The following is a 16763-nucleotide window of genomic DNA, read 5'->3' as shown; positions in this document are numbered from 1 at the left end:
CATGTGTTGAAATAAGATTAACCAAGGTTTCCTACCACATTGATTTGTTTGTTTTCTGGGATTTCGTTGTAAGACAATACTGCCAGCCCTTGTGTAAATGTGCGAGCGTAACGCGCTAGAAGAGGGCGCAGCTGTGGCATAACGAGAAGGATCGGAGGTAGCCCCTGTTGTTTAAGCTGTTGTCTGATCAATGGCAAGTTTTGTTGGAACTGACCAAGAATGTTTGGCTCAATTGGGAAGCTATCTAGTGTTACCGTACCAGAAGATTGTGCTTGTTGCAGTGAAGTTAGTAGCATTTGTTCTAACTCATCAGACAGTGCGTAGACATTTAATTCGTTCTTTTGTCCTGCAATTAAGTTAACAAGCGTACGCTTTAGTGCACAGCGTACATCAGATGCAAGTAGGATCGGGTCCTTTGTATTTTCCGCGGATTCCAACATTGTGTTGGCAATCGTGCGAATATCTTTTAGTGGCACTTGGTCCAATAAAAGCTGACGATATACTTTCAGCTGCTGCGCTGGATTAAGTGCTGCTGCTAATGCTTCTGCTAGTTTCGGGGCTTGTTGTGTCAAACGCTGGGTTATTGCTTCCACATCGTCGTGCGTAAACAATTCTGCAAGGTTTGTCTTCATGATTTTACTAATATGAGTGGCAATAACAGTGCCATCATCGACAACTTGGTAACCCATATTAAGTGCTTTTGCTTTATCTTGATGCTCAATCCACACAGCTGGCAACTGATAAGCAGGATCGCTACCCAAAATGCCATCTACCTCACCGTAAGTTTCGCCAACCGCTATCGCCATTAAACGCTCTGGTTCAATAAAACCTTGCTCAATGACTTCGCCATTTAGAGAAATTGTGTATTGGTTTGGCTTGAGGCTCAGGTTGTCACGAATACGAACTTCAGGTAATAAAAAGCCAACTTGTTCAGAAAGGTTTCGACGCACACCGCGGATACGTTGTGATAAAGGAGCCCCTTGTTCTTTGTTGACTAGATGGACGAGTCGGTAACCAAGCGCAAGTGATAATGTTTGGACGTGAGGAATATCATCCCATGTCAGCGGTGTATCATCGTCTTGCATCGCTTGTGAAAGTGCTTCGACCTCTTCAATCTGGGAGTCTTGCACTGGCTTCTTGGTTTGACGCCACCCTGCGAACGCTAATGCGCCAGCAAAAGCAAAAAAGGCTAGGTGTGGCATACCCGGTACCATACCGATTACCGCCATAATACCTGCGACAGTAAATAGCGTTGCAGGAGTTGCCAGTAATTGCTTTTGCATGGTTTCCGACATGCCATTATCGCTATCATTAATTCGCGTAACGATAATCGCGGCAGCCGTTGCCAATAGTAGTGAAGGAATTTGAGCAACTAGACCATCACCGATTGTGAGTAGGGCATAAGTTTTAAAGGCGTCAGACGCAGCGAGTCCATGCTCGAAGACACCAATACTAATACCACCAATGATATTGATAAACAGAATCAACAAACCTGCGATGGCATCGCCACGCACAAACTTTGATGCACCATCCATCGAACCATGAAAATCGGCTTCGTTGGCGACTTCTTTACGGCGTAAGCGAGCCGTTTCCTGATCGATAAGGCCAGCGTTTAAGTCGGCATCAATTGCCATTTGTTTGCCTGGTAAAGCATCCAACGTAAAGCGGGCTGAAACCTCAGAAATACGTTCACCACCTTTGGTGATTACGACGAAGTTGATGATCATCAAGATGACGAACACCACCATACCAACGACGTAGTTACCGCCAATGACGACTTCACCGAATGCTTGAATGACCTTACCCGCTGCGTCACCACCATTATGTCCTTCTAGGAGTACAATTCGCGTAGAAGCCACGTTCAATGTGAGACGTAATAATGTTGCGACCAGCAAAATAGTTGGAAAAACAGAGAAATCTAATGGTCGCTTTGCGGTTGTGCTGACTAGCAATACTAGGATTGCTAAGACGATATTAAAGGTAAACAGCGCATCCAGTAGCAGAGGAGGCAAAGGAAGAATCACCATTGCTAATATCATTAGCAAGACGATTGGAATGCCAACGTAGCCTTTGGTTGATGTTTGAAGTTGTTTTAACCGGTTAAGCATACTTTCGTGTCCTTGGATAAACGCGGGTTAATCAGTGCTGCAAATGTTTTGGAATCGAAAAATGAGGTAAAGGAATTGGCTCTTTTCCCTCACCTTTACGAAAGGCTTTCAATTGCAAAACGTAAGTAAGAATATGTGCCACTGCGATGTACAGTTGGCTTGGGATTGCTTGTTCAATCGCCGTCGTGTGATAAATCGAACGGGTAAGTGGCGGGGAGTTAATGATTTCCACTTTGTTTTCTCGGGCGATACGTTGAATGTGCATAGCAGTTTCGTCTACGCCTTTTGCGACGACAAAGGGCGCGTCAGAAAGCGAAGGCTCGTATTTCAGTGCGACTGCGTAGTGCGTTGGGTTTGTGATGATCACGTCAGCCGTCGGCACCATTTTATCGATCTTACGGCGCGCAAACTGTTGCTGTATTTGACGAATACGTTGTTTTACTTCCGGACGACCTTCATTATTTTTAAATTCCTCTTTCAATTCTTGTTTCGTCATGCGGAGTTCTTTTAGGTGTTCCCAACGCTGATAAGGAATGTCGATAACCCCAAATAACAACAAGGCGAAGCCCATTAAGAGTAAGCCTTCAAACAGAATGGACATTACTAGAGAAAAACCTTGGCTGAGTGGGAGGTTTTGCATGCCAAGTAATGGCTGTAAGTGGTTGTCTAAATAGCCATATAAGATGCCGAAGATCACGGCTACTTTGAACGTCGACTTTAAGAGCTCAACCACTGAGCGGGTCGAAAAAATGCGCTTTATCCCGCTCAAAGGATTAATTTTGCTCAGCTTTGGCATCACGTTCGCTGGACGGAACATCCAACCGCCTAACACAAGGCTACTACCACAGGTCACGATAATAATGACGGTAAACAATGGTAATAGCATGTCGATGATGACCGCTAAACTTTGTCCCAATTGCTCGACAAGTTGTTTAGGATTTTCTAGGTCGGCTCGCGTCAGCATCATGTTGTAGCGAAAGATACCCGACATGCTTTCCCAAATACTATTAAGCTGAGAGTAAAAGTAGAGCGCCACCGCCAGAAATATCACCGCAGTAGTAAACTCTTTCGCGCGAGGAATTTGTCCTTCCTGACGGGCTTTCTTTACCTTCTGCGGTGAGGCTTTTTCAGTTTTGTCTTGAGAAGATTGATCGCTCATGCTCCCCCCAACATAAAGTTACTCAAGTGTCTAATAGTGTCGTGAACGAGCGCCGTGTAGCGACCAGGAACACCAGAAACTGAGATTAGTACGCTGAATAGACCCAGCAGCATCGTCATAGGAAAACCTAACGCATAGACATTAAGTGATGGTGCGGCTCGGTTCATTACACCAAAACTGATGTTGGCTAGAAGCATGGAAACAATAGCGGGCAAAGCCAAAGCTAATGAAGAGGCAAACATCCAACCGAAAATATTGACAACACCTTGCAGAGAAAGCGATGTGATACCAGATCCGACTGGCCAAACAACAAAGCTTTGAATCACGATATCTATGACGAGTAAGTGTCCTTCTAGCGCAAGAAACAACAAGGTTGAGAAAATCAGAAATATGCGTCCCAAAATGGCGACAGAAAGCCCGTTAATAGGATCATTCATCATCGCCATACCTAAGCCCATTTGCAGAGAAATCACCTGGCCAAGCATGGTGAAAACGTTAAAGAGCATGTGCAAAATTAACCCAAACATTACCCCCCAAATAGCTTGCTCAAAAGCAAGGAACAGGGAAGTCATAGAGAATAATTCGACTTGTGGCATGGGTGGCATTAACGGTCCAGTAATGACAACGATCGAGAGGGCCAGTAAAGTACGAACCCAAACAGGAATAATTGCATCACCAAAGAAAGGCATTGAAATAAATACGGCTCCCACACGAAAAAACGGCCACCAGAGTTGACCGAGTATCGCCGAGAGCTCTGCAAATGTGATGGCCATTAGCCAATCATCCCTGGTATGTTGTGGAACAAGAAATCAAACAGTTCCATGATCTTACGGAGCATCCAGTGACCTGCAAAAATCACCATTAACAAGGTAACGAGCAAACGTGGCAAAAAGCTGAGTGTTTGCTCGTTGATTTGTGTGGCAGCCTGAAATACGGCGATACACAAACCGACAATTAAGCCTGGAACAACCAATACGGCAACCATCAAAATGATCAGCCATACTGCATCGGAAAATAACGTTACGGTTAGTTCTGGGGTCATAACTGCTCCTAGTTAACCGAAGCTGGCAGATAAGGTGCCAACTGTCATTGCCCAACCATCCACGAGTACAAATACCACCAACTTAAAGGGAAGTGAGACAATTAAAGGTGATAGCATCATCATACCCATTGCCATCAGGACACTGGCGACAACCAAGTCGATGACCAAAAACGGGATGAAAAGCATAAAACCAATTTGGAAGGCGGTTTTTAGTTCACTAATGACAAATGCAGGCAAGACAACGGCAAATGAAATATCCTCAACGTTTTGGTCGAGAGGCTCATTGGCAATACGTAACATTTGTTCAAGAGAGCTTTGGTGCGTCTGTGCCAACATGAACTCTCTCACTGGTTTCTCTGCAACAGAAAAAGCCTGTATTAGCGTGATTTCGCCGTTGTCGTATGGCTGCAACGCATTTTCATAAATATCGCTCCAGACAGGGCGCATAATCAGTAACGTCAATGCGAGAGCGATCCCGACCAACACTCTATTAGGTGGGCTTTGTTGAAGACCAAGAGCTTGGCGCAAAATCGCAAGGACAACGACAATTCGAGTAAAGCTCGTCGCCATCAAAATAAATGCTGGAAGAAAACTGAGCGCCGTCATCAACAACAGAATTTGCAGTTTAACGCTGTATTCTTGTTGTGTGTCGCCATCAGAAACGGACAAGATAGTTAAGCCGTTGTCAGCCGCCATTGTTGGGAAAGCAAACAAAAGTGACACCAATACCAAAAGAGGTAACCAACGGTGCCAAGCGCTCAGATTTTTCATTGTGATGCCTACCTAAGATTATTGACCAACGCCACTCAATGCAGAGTCATGTACATCGATCAGACGAAGTCCATACTTATCATTGACAACGACAACTTCAGCGTGGCCCATAAGAGAACCGTTTACTTTCACGTCTAAAGGCTCGCCATTGAGCTTTTCCAACTCGATAACCGTGCCTTCACCCGCTTTCATTAAGTCCCCAAGTGGGATCTCCTTACTCGCAACTTCCAGCGTGACTGTGACAGGAATGCTTTTGAAAAAGCTAAGGTCACGTTCCGCAGTGGCTGGTTCTTGTTGGAGCGTATCTTCGGCTTCAAAGTCTTCTAATTGAAAATCATCAAAGTTCAGTTCTTCTGCGTCGAATGCATTAGTTTCTAGCGCTTCGCTCATCGCTGCGGTTCCTTATCAGGGTTAAAGATCAAAACAAGTTGGCCGTCTTGCTCGGCAATACGACCTGTAAATAGAGATTGGTTGCCAATGCTTACTGGAACCGTGTTAAGAAGCTCAATAGGTAAAATATCGTTGGGTTGTAAGCCAACCACATCACTTAAAGGCATCTTCTTTTTACTTAGAACAACGTTCAGTCGAACGGGGGTCGTCTCTAAAGAACGACAGAAAGGTTGAAACAAATCGGTATCAGGCTGCAGTTCAAGCTGCTCGATTAGCGTTTGAATAAGATGACCATCTAGCTTGAGATGAATTGAGCCTTGATGATCGTCAAACGCAATGTTTAATTGAACGTTAATGCCAATTCCTCTAGGGGTCTCATACTCACCCGTGTCCCACATTTCACCAGGAGCAAGCCAACCGATGATGATTCGACTGATGCGCTCTTGTAAACGTAAGTCACTGGCCGTCAGAGTAGCGGCTGAACGCTCTGCACTTGCACCATAAAATCTATCAGCCAACTTTATTAGCGTGTGAGGGTTACCATGGATGAATACCATGCCGCCTTCCTGATGTTGATAGGTCGACGTTTGCTCTTTGTCCATCTCAACCGATGTAAAGCGGTGCAAGTCTACTGAGGTTAAGCTAGCTTCCACTTTTCCTGTGCTGAGCCAATTTTGTAATTCAGTCGTAAGGTTTGAGCAAGATTCTGAAATTAAATTATCGAGCTTCTCACGAATGATATGAATAGGTTTGCCTAATAATTCTACATCAAGTAGTTGACTATCAGAAATAGGCTCGCTAACTCTATTTTCCATTTATATTTTACCGTGCGTTAACAATCGAAAGTGTTTTAACTTAATGGTGTGTAGTCTACACAGAAATTTTAATGATCTTTTAGCTCCAAACTCTAAGATTGTGACTTTAGTTCACATGTTGCTTTGTTCATATAGTCATAATCTTTTAATGAAATTTAAAAAGAGTTAGTTTTCGTTATAAATCGCTTAATAAATAAAATAACAATGTTGAGCGTTTTAGTTGTTATAGATTTTTTAAATTGCCTTTATGGCGTAACAACCACTTCAAATAAATAAATTATAAGATACTGTTTTTTATGCTTAAAGCTTCCGTTGGAGGCTAAGCGTGCTCTCTTGAGCGTTTTGTAACCAATTTTAATATTCAGAATAGGTAATTAAAATGATTAGCTATGCCAGTTCTCTCGGCTTGGTGGCATATTTAATTAAACGGTTTAAGTCATGGGAATGTAAGATATACATGAATCATGTCCGTTTGATAATTTGTAACACAATTATTGTTATCAGTTTTATTTTTTCAAAAGTGTCATATTCAGAAGAAGTCTTAACAATCCCTATGGACCTCTCTAAATGGACATATGAGGGAAATAAATTCAAATGCAACTTGTTGCAATCAAATAATGACTATGGGAAGTTTTATTTCCTAGCGGAACCTAATAATAAATTCTATTTTATTTCCGATATAGAATATGAAAACAATAAATGGAAAACGATTGCTTTAACAACTCAAAATGCTCCTTGGAGTAATGAGCTTTATAGAAAAGAATTTGGCTCCCTTGAATTTACTAAGCCGTCTCAGCGTTTCATCTTTAATAAAGGCGCTGAAGAATTCATGGATTCAATTGCTTCGGGTAGTTGGGTGACGCTGTCACTTAAAGGAAGTAATGCTTCCTCTGTTTCAGAGATTGTGATTCCTACTCTTCAAATTCAAAACGCATTGAAATCATTTAATGCGTGTCGCGCGCGATTGCCTAAATTGTCTTTTTCAGAGGCAAGGGATATGGCGCTCTCATTTGAGTTTGGTCAGAAGACGTTAAGTCGTAGACAGAAAGCAACACTAGAAGCGCTGTATAGCTATGTATCTGTGGATGATCGAGTGACCAAAATCCTCATCGACGGTCACACCGATAACGTTGGTTCAAGTTTAACGAACCTTTCTGTGTCACGTACTCGAGCAGAGCAAGTCACCAACGCTTTGATTGAGCTTGGGGTCGACGAGTCGATGATCGAAACACGAGCTCATGGTTCGCGTTACCCAATTGCCAGCAATAACTCGGTTAATGGCCAAGCAAAAAACCGACGTGTCACCCTGCGTTTAGTGAGGGACAACGAGTATACGGCTACGAAACACTACCCAGATCTACAATCACAAAATCAACAAACGAAAGTTAAGGTTCAATGATGACGAAAACGAAAATTTTGTTGGTTGAGCCAAATGAAGCTCTTGCTCAACCAGTATTGGATGTGTTGCAAAATGCAGGTTACACCGCGAAACACACTCGTACTGGTCGAGGCGCTTTGCTTGAAGAGCGAGCAGAAATCACTTTAGTGAGCTCTACGCTGCCGGATATGTGTGTTCGTGAGTTTGTCGCGTGTCACCAAAAGCAGCGAAATTCGGGTGTTGTTATTGCGATTGTCGACCAAGAACAAGGCATCTTGGCTGCTGAGACGATGAAAGCGGGCGCTACTGATTATCTATTACGCCCATTTGAATCTAATCAGTTGGTTAATCTGCTTAAACGTGTTGAAGCGTTAGGTAAGCCAATGGCCAACATTGTTGCGGAGTCTTGGAGAAGCAAACAAGTTCTGCAATTGGCGCATCGTGCAGCATGTACTAACGCGAGTGTGCTTATTACAGGTGAATCGGGAACGGGTAAAGAAGTGCTGGCGCGATATGTGCATGAGCACTCTCCGCGTATCAATGGTCCATTTGTGGCGGTTAACTGTGCCGCCATTCCAGAGTCAATGTTAGAGGCTGTGCTATTCGGTCATGTAAAAGGCGCGTTCACCGGAGCGACAAATTCTCAAAGCGGTAAGTTTGAAGAAGCAAATGGCGGGACGATTCTGCTTGACGAGATTGGTGAAATGTCACCTGCGGTTCAAGCTAAATTGTTACGCGTCCTTCAAGAGCGTGAAGTAGAACGTGTTGGTAGCCATAAAGCCGTTCAGCTCGATATTCGTGTTATTGCGGCAACCAACAAAGACTTACGTGAGGAAGTTCAAAAAGGCACGTTCCGTGAAGATCTTTATTATCGATTAGATGTGCTGCCTCTGCACTGGCCGCCTTTGCGTGAAAGAAAAGAGGACATTCTACCGATTAGCCAATTCTTTATTGAAAAGTATCAAGATAGCAGCCGCTGTCACCTATCCCAAGATGCGATTAGTGCGCTGAGTCAGTATCACTGGCCGGGCAATATTCGTGAGTTGGAAAATGTCATTCAACGCGCTTTGGTCATGCGTCATGGTGATTACATTACAGCCCATGACCTGATGCTGCCTATTGAGCTTGTCGCGTCAGTTCCTACAGCAGAGCCAACTTCAAGTTTTGGTCATGTAGAAGCGAAGAAGCAAGCTGAATATCAGTTTATTTTGGAAAAGTTACGTCAGTTTGGTGGAAACCGAACGAAAACCGCAAACGCGCTTGGAGTCTCTACTCGAGCGCTACGCTACAAGCTCGCAGCAATGCGAGAACATGGTATTGATTTACAGTCGGCACTAGGCTCGGCTGCCTAATAGGAGAAAAAATAGATGGCAAGTCAACCTACTCATGCGGTCTCGGCAGAGCAACTTATGTTGTCAAAAATGCAGGCGATGCAGGCACAAGTGCAGCCGCCAGAGTTTATCGTGAGTGCAAATCCTTTAGATCAACAATCACTAAACGCACCTTTATCGTTCTCACAAGCGATGACAAATGTGTTGGATACAGTGAATCAACATCAATCAGTGGCTAGTCAAAAAATGACGGCCGTAGAAACAGGAAAAAGTGATGACCTAGTTGGTGCAATGGTCGCGAGCCAAAAAGCCAGCTTGTCCTTTAATGCTTTGATGCAAGTGCGCAACAAAGTCGTGACCTCATTTGAAGATATTATGAAGATGCCGGTGTAATTCATGTCAGAACTAACCCCCCAAGTCGCCGGAAACACAGCTATGGCTACCGGCACAGCACAGACATTTTCTACTGCCAACGGCATGGACGATGTGACAACGAAGCTGAAGCAAATCTGGTCTAGCAGTCAGAGAAACTTAGTGCTATCTGCGGTGTTAGCTGCGATTGTTGCAGCGATTATTGTGGTTGCACTATGGAGTTCCTCGCAGAGCTTTCGTCCGCTATATAGCCAGCAAGAGCGTTTTGATATCGGCGAAATTGTGTCGGTATTAGAAAGCGAAGGCGTAAGCTACCGCATGCAAGAGCAAAATGGACAAGTTCTTGTACCAGAAGGTGAGGTTGCGAAGGTACGCATGTTGCTTGCATCAAAAGGTGTTAAAGCTAAGCTGCCGACAGGTTTGGATTCGCTCAAGGAAGATAGCTCTCTTGGTACGAGCCAATTTATGGAAACGGCGCGTTATCGTCATGGTTTAGAAGGTGAGTTAGTACGTACTATCATGTCTTTGAACTCAGTAGCGAACGCGCGTGTTCATTTAGCAATACCTCGTCAAACTCTATTCGTCCGCCAAAACAGTGAGAATCCTTCAGCATCTGTCATGCTTGAGCTCAAACCTGGTGAAGACTTAAAGCCTGAACAAGTTGAAGCGATCATTAACCTAGTGGTCGGCAGTGTCACGGCAATGAAGCCAGAATTTGTTTCTGTCATTGACCAGTATGGCCGTCTTCTTAGTGCGGATGTCGCTTCTGCGGAAGCTGGTAAAGTAAATGCGAAATATCTTGAATACCAGAAGAGTGTTGAAAAACAGATCATCCAACGCGCAGCAGATATGCTTACGCCGATTGTGGGGCCGAGTAACTTCCGAGTACAAGTCGCTGCCGATCTGGACTTTAGCCAAGTTGAAGAAACACAAGAAATTTTGGATAACGCACCGGTTGTGCGTAATGAGCACACCATTCATAACAACTCGGTTGATCAAATTGCGTTGGGTGTTCCTGGTTCTCTAAGTAACCAACCGCCAGTGACAGGATCTGGTGAAGTGGAAACGAACGATAGCCAAAACACGAATGCGCGATCTGAAGTGAATCGTCAATATGCTGTAGGGAGCAGTGTTCGTCGTACTCAATACCAACAAGGCCAAATAGAAAAGCTTAGTGTATCGGTTCTGTTGAACTCCAAAGCTTCGCCAGATGGTGTGGCGTGGAGTGAAGCCGATAAAGAGCAAATCTCAAACATGATCATGGATGCTGTTGGTATCTCTGCCACACGAGGTGACAGCTTAAGTTTAATGAGTTTCAACTTCACCCCAATTGAAATTGATGCTCCTCCTGCACTGCCGTGGTGGCAAGACCCTACAGTACAGCAGCCAATACGCTACGTTATTGGTGGCTTGTTAGGCTTGGCGATGATCTTCTTCGTACTACGTCCATTAATCATGCACCTAACTGGCGTTGATAAACCTGTGCCTGAGCTAAATTTTGCTGAGCCTCAGGAAGAGCCTGACTACGAAAACTTGCAAACGCGTGAAGAGCGCGAGCATGAAGAAGTACTTGATCGCCGCCTATCTGAAAAAGGCATCTCAGCCTCTTCAGGTTTAGATGTAAACAGCGACATGCTACCACCAGCAGGTTCGCCATTAGAAATTCAATTGAAACACCTACAGCTTATTGCTAATGAAGAGCCAGAGCGCGTAGCCGAAATACTGAAACAATGGGTAAACATCAATGAACACAGTTCTATCAAAGCAGACGCTTAGTTATGTTGAACAAACCGCGCTCGTGCTATTAGGCATGGGCGAGGATGCCGCAGCGAAGGTTTTGCAACACTTTAGCCGTGATGAAACCCAGCGTGTGACTCGTGCAATGGCGAAGTTAAATGGCATTAAGAGCGATTCTGCTCGTGGTGTTATTCAAACTTTCTTTGAAGATTTCCGTGAGCACAGCGGTATTCGAGGAGCCTCTAAGGAATACCTATCTAATACATTGCGTAAAGCATTGGGTAACGATTTGGCAAAAGGGTTATTAAATACCTTATATGGCGATGAAATTCGCAACAATATGCAGCGCTTACAGTGGGTGGAAGCAGAAACTCTCGCTCGTTTCATTGTGAACGAGCACCCACAAATGCAAGCAATTTTTCTAGCGTATTTGCCAGCGGACAGCTCTTCAGCGGTATTGAAGCACTTGCCACAAGATTACCATGACGAAATCTTGTTCCGTATTGCTCAATTGCAAGATATCGATCATCAAGTTGCCGTTGATTTGCATGAACTCGTTGAGCGTTGCATCGAAAAAGTATCCGCGAGTCAAAGCACGCCGTTATCAGGTGTTAAGCAAGCAGCAGATATCATTAACCGCTTTGAAGGTGACCGTGGTTCATTGATGGAAATGCTGAAGTTGCATGATGAAGATGTTGTTAATGCAATTGAAGAAAACATGTTCGACTTTATGGTTCTTGGCCGACAACGCGAAGAAACCATGGACATGTTGGTGCAGCAGATTCCGCTAGAGTTGTGGGCAGTCGCGCTAAAAGGTTCCGATATTACCTTACAACAAGCTATTAAGCGTTCAATGCCGCAACGTATGGTGAAAGCGCTAGAAGATGACATGGACGCACGCGGCGCTGTTGCGTTAAGTCGAGTTCAAAAAGCACGTCAAGACATCATGCAAATGGTACGTGAGCTGGATGAATCTGGTGAAGTTCAGCTGCTTCTCTATGAAGAGCCAACGGTGGAGTAAGGTCATGCTAGAGACAAAATCAAGTACTATGCGATTGCCTCCGAGCGGGTATCGTTTACACCGTTTTCCTCCTTTAGCGCAACCTAAGACTATCGAAGACGAATTCGGGCTAGATAACCAAGGCTGGCAAGAACCTCAAATAGATATCCAACAGCAACTTGAAGAAGGTTTTCAACAAGGTTTGCAACAAGGACATGAGGAAGGCTTACGCCAAGGTATCGAACAGGGCAAGCAACAAGGTCTGTTGGAAGGCCAAAAAGAAGGTTTCCAAAAAGGCTTTGTTTCCGGTGAGCAGTCTGGAAAGCAAGGCTTTTTGGAGGCGGCGAAGCCTGTCAATGAACTTTTTCACGCCCTTTCTCGTTGGCAAGATGAAAAAGAACAGCAACAACGCCATATGATTTGTGAACTGGTACAAAAGGTAGCTCAGCAAGTGATTCGTGCCGAGCTCACTTTAATGCCTCAGCAGATCCTAGCTTTGGTGGACGAGACATTGTCTGCCATGCCTGGTAAAGCGGAAACAGTAACTGTGCATTTAAATCCGCAAGATTTAGAGCGCATTACTCACATCAATGCTGATTTGCCGCAATCTTGGAAACTGGTCCCTAATACGGAGCTTCCTATTGGTGGCTGTCAGTTAGTGACTGATGACGCAGAAGCGGATGCGAGCTGCGACTCTCGTTTGGAAGCCTGTATGGACAATGTAAAGCAACACCTTTTGGATGAAGTCAGTATTCCACAGGTAGAGTCTGAGCATGAGTAATACCCTAAGCCATGAACTATTAAGTGAGCGTTTGAGCGAAGCCTTGGCTTCGCTCGATTCAATCCCTGTTGCTCGCGTAACAGGGCGATTGATAAAAGTAAACGGCTTAATGTTACAAGCCGTAGGGTGTCGGTTTAAGCTTGAGCAGCGTTGTCTCGTAGAAACCGCGGAAGGTGATATGATCGAAGCGCAAGTTGTGGGTTTTGAACACACTATTGCTTACCTCATGCCTATCCGCCGTTTAGGCGGTCTGTTTGCAGGTGCAAAAGTCATCCCTCTTGATGGTGACAGTACCGTGCAGCTAAGCTCTCAGTGGTTAGGACGCGTACTGAATGGTTTAGGTGAGCCGTTAGATGACGGGGCACCGCTTAAGGGGGGAGATCGAGTTTCACTTGAACCAAAACCGATTAACCCACTGAAGCGACGCCCAGTTGATACACCACTCAACGTAGGCGTGCGAGCGATTAATGGACTATTGACGGTAGGCAAAGGCCAACGTATTGGTTTGATGGCTGGCAGTGGCGTCGGTAAAAGTGTGTTAATGGGGATGATCACCAAAAACACGGAGGCCGATGTAATTGTGGTCGGGCTTATTGGTGAGCGAGGCAGAGAAGTACGTGAGTTCATCGAGAGAAACTTAACCCCAGAAGCGCGCAAGAAAGCGATCATTATCGCGGCTCCTGCTGATGAATCCCCGCTAATGAGGTTAAGAGCGACACTACTTTGTCATCGCGTTTCAGAGTATTTCCGAGACCAAGGCAAAGACGTTCTACTTCTGATGGACTCTCTAACCCGATACGCCATGGCACAGCGCGAAATCGCTCTTTCGCTCGGTGAGCCTCCAGCTTCTCGTGGTTATCCGCCTTCTGTCTTCAGCGTGTTACCTCAACTCCTAGAGCGAGCGGGTAACAGTGAAAATCAACATGGTAGCTTAACGGCAATTTACACCGTATTGGCAGAAGGAGACGACCAACAAGATCCTGTCGTGGATTCCGCGCGCGCCATCTTAGATGGGCATGTCGTTTTATCGCGTCAACTGGCTGAGCAAGGGCATTATCCCGCGATAGATATCAACGCGTCTATTAGCCGTTGTATGAATACTTGTACGCAGGATGCACACAGCACGATTGCGAATAACTTCCGTCAAATGTACTCCAACTACCTTCAAGTTAAAGAGTTACTGCCATTAGGGGGTTATCAACCAGGACAAGATCCTGAGTTAGATCAATCTGTTGCTATGTATCCAAACTTGCGTGCATATCTACAACAAGCTGCCAATGAGTCTGTAGATTACCCAACCAGTTTGACCGAGCTTGCGCAGCTTTTTCAAAGTGCTTAATCAAATGGGAGTGACAAGGCTGAAATGAAATCCAAGTTAAAAGCCGTAGGCAAGTTACAGCAAATGGAAGAAAAACAGCGTGATCGTGTGGGTCAACAACTTGATGCCATGCGTCAGCGTCACTCCCATCTTTCAATGCAATTGGAACAGTTGTCGGCGTTGAAAGGCCACGCTGGACAATCAACCCGAACCGGCCCGACGCTGACGAGCGCGGCTTTGATGAACTTTAATCGTGTTGACCAAATGCTACAAAGAATGCTTCGTCACCACGAGCAAGAGCAAGCCGTTATGCAAGCGGAATGTGCATCTGTACAGAAAACACTAGAACACAAGCACGCACGCGTTCAAGGGTTAGAAAAAGTGCTTGAGCGTTGGCGTACTAAGCAGAACTATGAAAAAGCGAAAAAAGAGCAAAAGATGATTGAAGACATCATTAACTCTCGCGTTAAGCGCAAGATATTATGATGTCTTGTTGACGCAACTAGGAGCGCGAATCATTTCTGCGGTGTCTTAGCCAACCAAACCAGCCTCCAAGCATGATCAACCCTGATCCGAGAGCACCGCCGCCGCTGCTGCCGTTATCGTCAAAGCCCGACGTGTTAGTATCTTCTGGTTCAAAGCCGGAATCGCCTTCACTATGATAATCTTCTGTACTTGCTAAGAGGGGGTTATAACGAGTTTTCACTCCCGAACTGGTTTGGGCTTCAATCCACGTTGTATAATTTAGAACCTCAGTAAACACACTCGGAATCGCAGCAGATTCGCAAACAGAAGAACCATAGCTAACAATACCGATTTGCTGATACATGCCATTATTGTCTTGATAAGTGAGAGGACCGCCTGAGTCACCGCGGCAGATACCAGTGTAGCTTCGCTCAGGAAATCCATTCGCACATAAACTTTCCTGAGCATTAAACCCTGTTACCAGCGAAGCGCATTGGGTGTCGGTAAGGGGTTTTACTTCTGCCCAGCGTAAATAGTTTGGCCCGTTTTCATCACTAGTCGAGGTCTGACCTAAACCGAATATCTGATAAACCGTCTTGCTGCTGTAGTCTCCAAAGTCTTGCGGTAAAGTGATGGATTGAACGTTATCGGTAATAGGGCGAGTCAATTCAAGGACAGCGATGTCATTAATCCATAAATCGCTAGGCACATAATCAGGATGAATCGTGATAGAGCGAACATCTTTGAATTCTTCAACAAACACGTCATTCATCGTAGGGTTTTTGACTAGCACTCGTAGATCGTTGATTGTCCACCCGTCAGTGAAAACGCTTGGTTCTACGCAGTGAGCCGCAGTTAAAATGAAACGGTCGTTTACAATGGTTCCCCCACAAATATTGGCAAACTGATTAGCGCCAGTTTTATGTAGAATAAGACGTGCAAAAAAAGGAAGTTGGTTTTGGGTCGCCTGCTGCCCTCCAATAATTGCCGTGGAGATCCCTTGTTCTGAAAGGCGGTTATCATTTTCTGCTTCTGCGGTCGCACTCAAAGATACTGCAAAACAGAGTGCGCTTAGCCATATTTGATACTGCTTCATAAACCATCCTTGGATGAAAAGTGCTCCTCTAACTTTATACTAGTTTTTCAGTGAATGTGCTTAACAAAAGTTTCTAATAGTTGAATGATTGTTGTAGCCAAGATCGCAACAGATGAAACGATTCAAGCTTTAGCTTGTGTGGCGGGCATACAAAGTAAAGCTGTTGATGAGGATTAATGACGGGTTCACCCAGCTCGATTAGCTGACCATATTTGATGTCATCCTTCACAAACAAGCGATGAGTGACCAATAACCCCAAACGACGAGTTGTGGCCTGGACGGCTTGTATCGACATGTTAAAAGTGATTGGTTTTTTATTTTTAGGTCGCTGGATACCCGTCGCGTCCAGCCACACGTTCCAGTCATTTTTTCTTCGTTCGTTAGTAACTTCAATGATGGGATACTGCTTTAAGAGTTGAGTGATGTTTGAGTCCTTTGTCTTCGCTATCAATTCAGGACTGCACACCAAAACCAGTTCATCTTCACTGAGCTTTTCGCAGTAGTAATCCTGCCATTCTTCGGGATTTCCATGCACCAAGGCCGCGTCGATACCTTCTTGTTCTAAATTGAATCTGCCAGACAGGTTTGATAAACGAACGTCTAATTGAGGAGCAAACCCTTGTAAATCTGACATTCGAGGAATCCACCAGTGAAGAGCCAATGAATTCACCATATTGAGCGTAACACGCTGCAAGTTCTGATCTTGGATGAGTGCTTCCGTTGCATCGACAATTTGCTCTAAAGCGGGTGCCACCTTCCTGTAATACTTTTTACCGTCCGCGTTGAGTTGAACTTGTCTGCCTATGCGATCAAATAGAGGCTTGTTGACTTGACTCTCCAGCGATTTAATTGCCTGACTTACGGCTGAGTGGCTCACACTTAATATCTGTGCTGCTTCTGTCATGCTGCCAGACTCAGCTACTGCAACAAATGCGTAGATGGACTTTAAGGGGACTAGTTTCCGCATAATTTAAAAACCGTAGCTGGTGATAGATAAGTT

General features: G+C 44.9%; 17 protein-coding genes. 8 read left to right on the top strand and 9 right to left on the bottom strand.

Annotated features, from left to right (window positions below):
* Positions 1-17 precede the first annotated feature (17 nt).
* Genes flhA through R7M92_RS00410 form a run of 7 tightly spaced genes read right to left on the bottom strand, consistent with a single transcriptional unit; the run spans position 18 to position 6285 of the window.
* Positions 18-2108 (bottom strand): flagellar biosynthesis protein FlhA, encoded by a 2091-nt coding sequence (gene flhA / locus R7M92_RS00440; RefSeq protein WP_005375024.1) that lies wholly within the window; start codon positions 2106-2108, stop codon positions 18-20.
* 31 nt (positions 2109-2139) lie between these two features.
* The gene (gene flhB / locus R7M92_RS00435) at positions 2140-3267 is read right to left on the bottom strand and encodes a flagellar biosynthesis protein FlhB (protein ID WP_005375025.1); all 1128 of its coding nucleotides are present in this window, start codon (positions 3265-3267) and stop codon (positions 2140-2142) included.
* A complete protein-coding gene (fliR, locus tag R7M92_RS00430; protein ID WP_005375027.1) occupies positions 3264-4040 on the bottom strand; it encodes a flagellar biosynthetic protein FliR in 777 nt (258 codons plus the stop codon). Before fliR ends, flhB begins: the two co-directional genes overlap by 4 nt.
* Positions 4040-4309 carry a flagellar biosynthesis protein FliQ gene (fliQ, locus tag R7M92_RS00425; RefSeq protein WP_005375036.1) on the bottom strand — a complete coding sequence of 90 codons (270 nt, stop codon included), beginning with the start codon at positions 4307-4309 and terminating at the stop codon, positions 4040-4042. The genes fliR and fliQ overlap by 1 nt, the downstream gene beginning before the upstream one ends.
* 12 nt (positions 4310-4321) lie before the next feature.
* On the bottom strand, positions 4322-5080 hold the full coding sequence (gene fliP / locus R7M92_RS00420; RefSeq protein WP_318132478.1) for a flagellar type III secretion system pore protein FliP: 759 nt from the start codon (positions 5078-5080) through the stop codon (positions 4322-4324).
* A gap of 18 nt (positions 5081-5098) precedes the next feature.
* A complete protein-coding gene (fliN, locus tag R7M92_RS00415; RefSeq protein ID WP_005375038.1) occupies positions 5099-5470 on the bottom strand; it encodes a flagellar motor switch protein FliN in 372 nt (123 codons plus the stop codon).
* Complete coding sequence (locus R7M92_RS00410) at positions 5467-6285, bottom strand: FliM/FliN family flagellar motor switch protein (protein ID WP_005375039.1); 819 nt, start codon at positions 6283-6285, stop codon at positions 5467-5469. Before R7M92_RS00410 ends, fliN begins: the two co-directional genes overlap by 4 nt.
* A 379-nt stretch (positions 6286-6664) precedes the next feature.
* Between R7M92_RS00410 and R7M92_RS00405 the strand changes: the two genes are divergently transcribed.
* Genes R7M92_RS00405 through fliJ form a run of 8 tightly spaced genes read left to right on the top strand, consistent with a single transcriptional unit; the run spans position 6665 to position 14688 of the window.
* On the top strand, positions 6665-7684 hold the full coding sequence (locus R7M92_RS00405; RefSeq protein WP_318132477.1) for an OmpA family protein: 1020 nt from the start codon (positions 6665-6667) through the stop codon (positions 7682-7684).
* Positions 7684-9015: a sigma-54 interaction domain-containing protein gene (locus R7M92_RS00400; RefSeq protein ID WP_031778880.1), complete on the top strand. Its 1332-nt coding sequence runs from the start codon at positions 7684-7686 to the stop codon at positions 9013-9015. Before R7M92_RS00405 ends, R7M92_RS00400 begins: the two co-directional genes overlap by 1 nt.
* Positions 9016-9030: 15 nt before the next feature.
* Entirely contained in the window at positions 9031-9387 is a 357-nt protein-coding gene (fliE, locus tag R7M92_RS00395) for a flagellar hook-basal body complex protein FliE (RefSeq protein WP_005375045.1), read from the top strand.
* A gap of 3 nt (positions 9388-9390) precedes the next feature.
* A complete protein-coding gene (fliF, locus tag R7M92_RS00390; protein ID WP_005384024.1) occupies positions 9391-11142 on the top strand; it encodes a flagellar basal-body MS-ring/collar protein FliF in 1752 nt (583 codons plus the stop codon).
* Positions 11111-12124: a flagellar motor switch protein FliG gene (locus R7M92_RS00385; protein WP_005375048.1), complete on the top strand. Its 1014-nt coding sequence runs from the start codon at positions 11111-11113 to the stop codon at positions 12122-12124. Before fliF ends, R7M92_RS00385 begins: the two co-directional genes overlap by 32 nt.
* A gap of 4 nt (positions 12125-12128) precedes the next feature.
* Positions 12129-12884 (top strand): flagellar assembly protein FliH, encoded by a 756-nt coding sequence (gene fliH / locus R7M92_RS00380; protein WP_005375050.1) that lies wholly within the window; start codon positions 12129-12131, stop codon positions 12882-12884.
* Positions 12877-14223, top strand: coding sequence for a flagellar protein export ATPase FliI (fliI, locus tag R7M92_RS00375; protein ID WP_005375057.1), 1347 nt, complete (start codon positions 12877-12879; stop codon positions 14221-14223). The genes fliH and fliI overlap by 8 nt, the downstream gene beginning before the upstream one ends.
* Positions 14224-14247: 24 nt before the next feature.
* Positions 14248-14688 (top strand): flagellar export protein FliJ, encoded by a 441-nt coding sequence (gene fliJ / locus R7M92_RS00370; protein WP_005384016.1) that lies wholly within the window; start codon positions 14248-14250, stop codon positions 14686-14688.
* Positions 14689-14704: 16 nt separating this feature from the next.
* Here the strand turns inward: fliJ and R7M92_RS00365 are convergent, their stop codons facing one another.
* Positions 14705-15763: a S1 family peptidase gene (locus tag R7M92_RS00365; RefSeq protein ID WP_213968248.1), complete on the bottom strand. Its 1059-nt coding sequence runs from the start codon at positions 15761-15763 to the stop codon at positions 14705-14707.
* A gap of 73 nt (positions 15764-15836) precedes the next feature.
* A complete protein-coding gene (locus R7M92_RS00360) occupies positions 15837-16730 on the bottom strand; it encodes a LysR substrate-binding domain-containing protein (RefSeq protein WP_033906699.1) in 894 nt (297 codons plus the stop codon).
* Positions 16731-16763 lie beyond the last annotated feature (33 nt).

Origin of the sequence: Vibrio sp. Vb2880 (assembly GCF_033337975.1) — a bacterium.
GTDB lineage: Bacteria > Pseudomonadota > Gammaproteobacteria > Enterobacterales > Vibrionaceae > Vibrio > Vibrio alginolyticus.
The sequence above is the reverse complement of the archived record's forward strand: the minus strand, read 5'-3'. Positions and strand labels throughout refer to the sequence as shown.

What these genes read in the sequence shown, in the direction of transcription:
- flhA (WP_005375024.1), bottom strand. Translation starts at nt 2,108, where the DNA reads ATGCTTAACCGGTTAAAACAACTTCAAACATCAACCAAAGGCTACGTT.
- flhB (WP_005375025.1), bottom strand. Translation starts at nt 3,267, where the DNA reads ATGAGCGATCAATCTTCTCAAGACAAAACTGAAAAAGCCTCACCGCAG.
- fliR (WP_005375027.1), bottom strand. Translation starts at nt 4,040, where the DNA reads ATGGCCATCACATTTGCAGAGCTCTCGGCGATACTCGGTCAACTCTGG.
- fliQ (WP_005375036.1), bottom strand. Translation starts at nt 4,309, where the DNA reads ATGACCCCAGAACTAACCGTAACGTTATTTTCCGATGCAGTATGGCTG.
- fliP (WP_318132478.1), bottom strand. Translation starts at nt 5,080, where the DNA reads ATGAAAAATCTGAGCGCTTGGCACCGTTGGTTACCTCTTTTGGTATTG.
- fliN (WP_005375038.1), bottom strand. Translation starts at nt 5,470, where the DNA reads ATGAGCGAAGCGCTAGAAACTAATGCATTCGACGCAGAAGAACTGAAC.
- R7M92_RS00410 (WP_005375039.1), bottom strand. Translation starts at nt 6,285, where the DNA reads ATGGAAAATAGAGTTAGCGAGCCTATTTCTGATAGTCAACTACTTGAT.
- R7M92_RS00405 (WP_318132477.1), top strand. Translation starts at nt 6,665, where the DNA reads ATGATTAGCTATGCCAGTTCTCTCGGCTTGGTGGCATATTTAATTAAA.
- R7M92_RS00400 (WP_031778880.1), top strand. Translation starts at nt 7,684, where the DNA reads ATGACGAAAACGAAAATTTTGTTGGTTGAGCCAAATGAAGCTCTTGCT.
- fliE (WP_005375045.1), top strand. Translation starts at nt 9,031, where the DNA reads ATGGCAAGTCAACCTACTCATGCGGTCTCGGCAGAGCAACTTATGTTG.
- fliF (WP_005384024.1), top strand. Translation starts at nt 9,391, where the DNA reads ATGTCAGAACTAACCCCCCAAGTCGCCGGAAACACAGCTATGGCTACC.
- R7M92_RS00385 (WP_005375048.1), top strand. Translation starts at nt 11,111, where the DNA reads ATGAACACAGTTCTATCAAAGCAGACGCTTAGTTATGTTGAACAAACC.
- fliH (WP_005375050.1), top strand. Translation starts at nt 12,129, where the DNA reads ATGCTAGAGACAAAATCAAGTACTATGCGATTGCCTCCGAGCGGGTAT.
- fliI (WP_005375057.1), top strand. Translation starts at nt 12,877, where the DNA reads ATGAGTAATACCCTAAGCCATGAACTATTAAGTGAGCGTTTGAGCGAA.
- fliJ (WP_005384016.1), top strand. Translation starts at nt 14,248, where the DNA reads ATGAAATCCAAGTTAAAAGCCGTAGGCAAGTTACAGCAAATGGAAGAA.
- R7M92_RS00365 (WP_213968248.1), bottom strand. Translation starts at nt 15,763, where the DNA reads ATGAAGCAGTATCAAATATGGCTAAGCGCACTCTGTTTTGCAGTATCT.
- R7M92_RS00360 (WP_033906699.1), bottom strand. Translation starts at nt 16,730, where the DNA reads ATGCGGAAACTAGTCCCCTTAAAGTCCATCTACGCATTTGTTGCAGTA.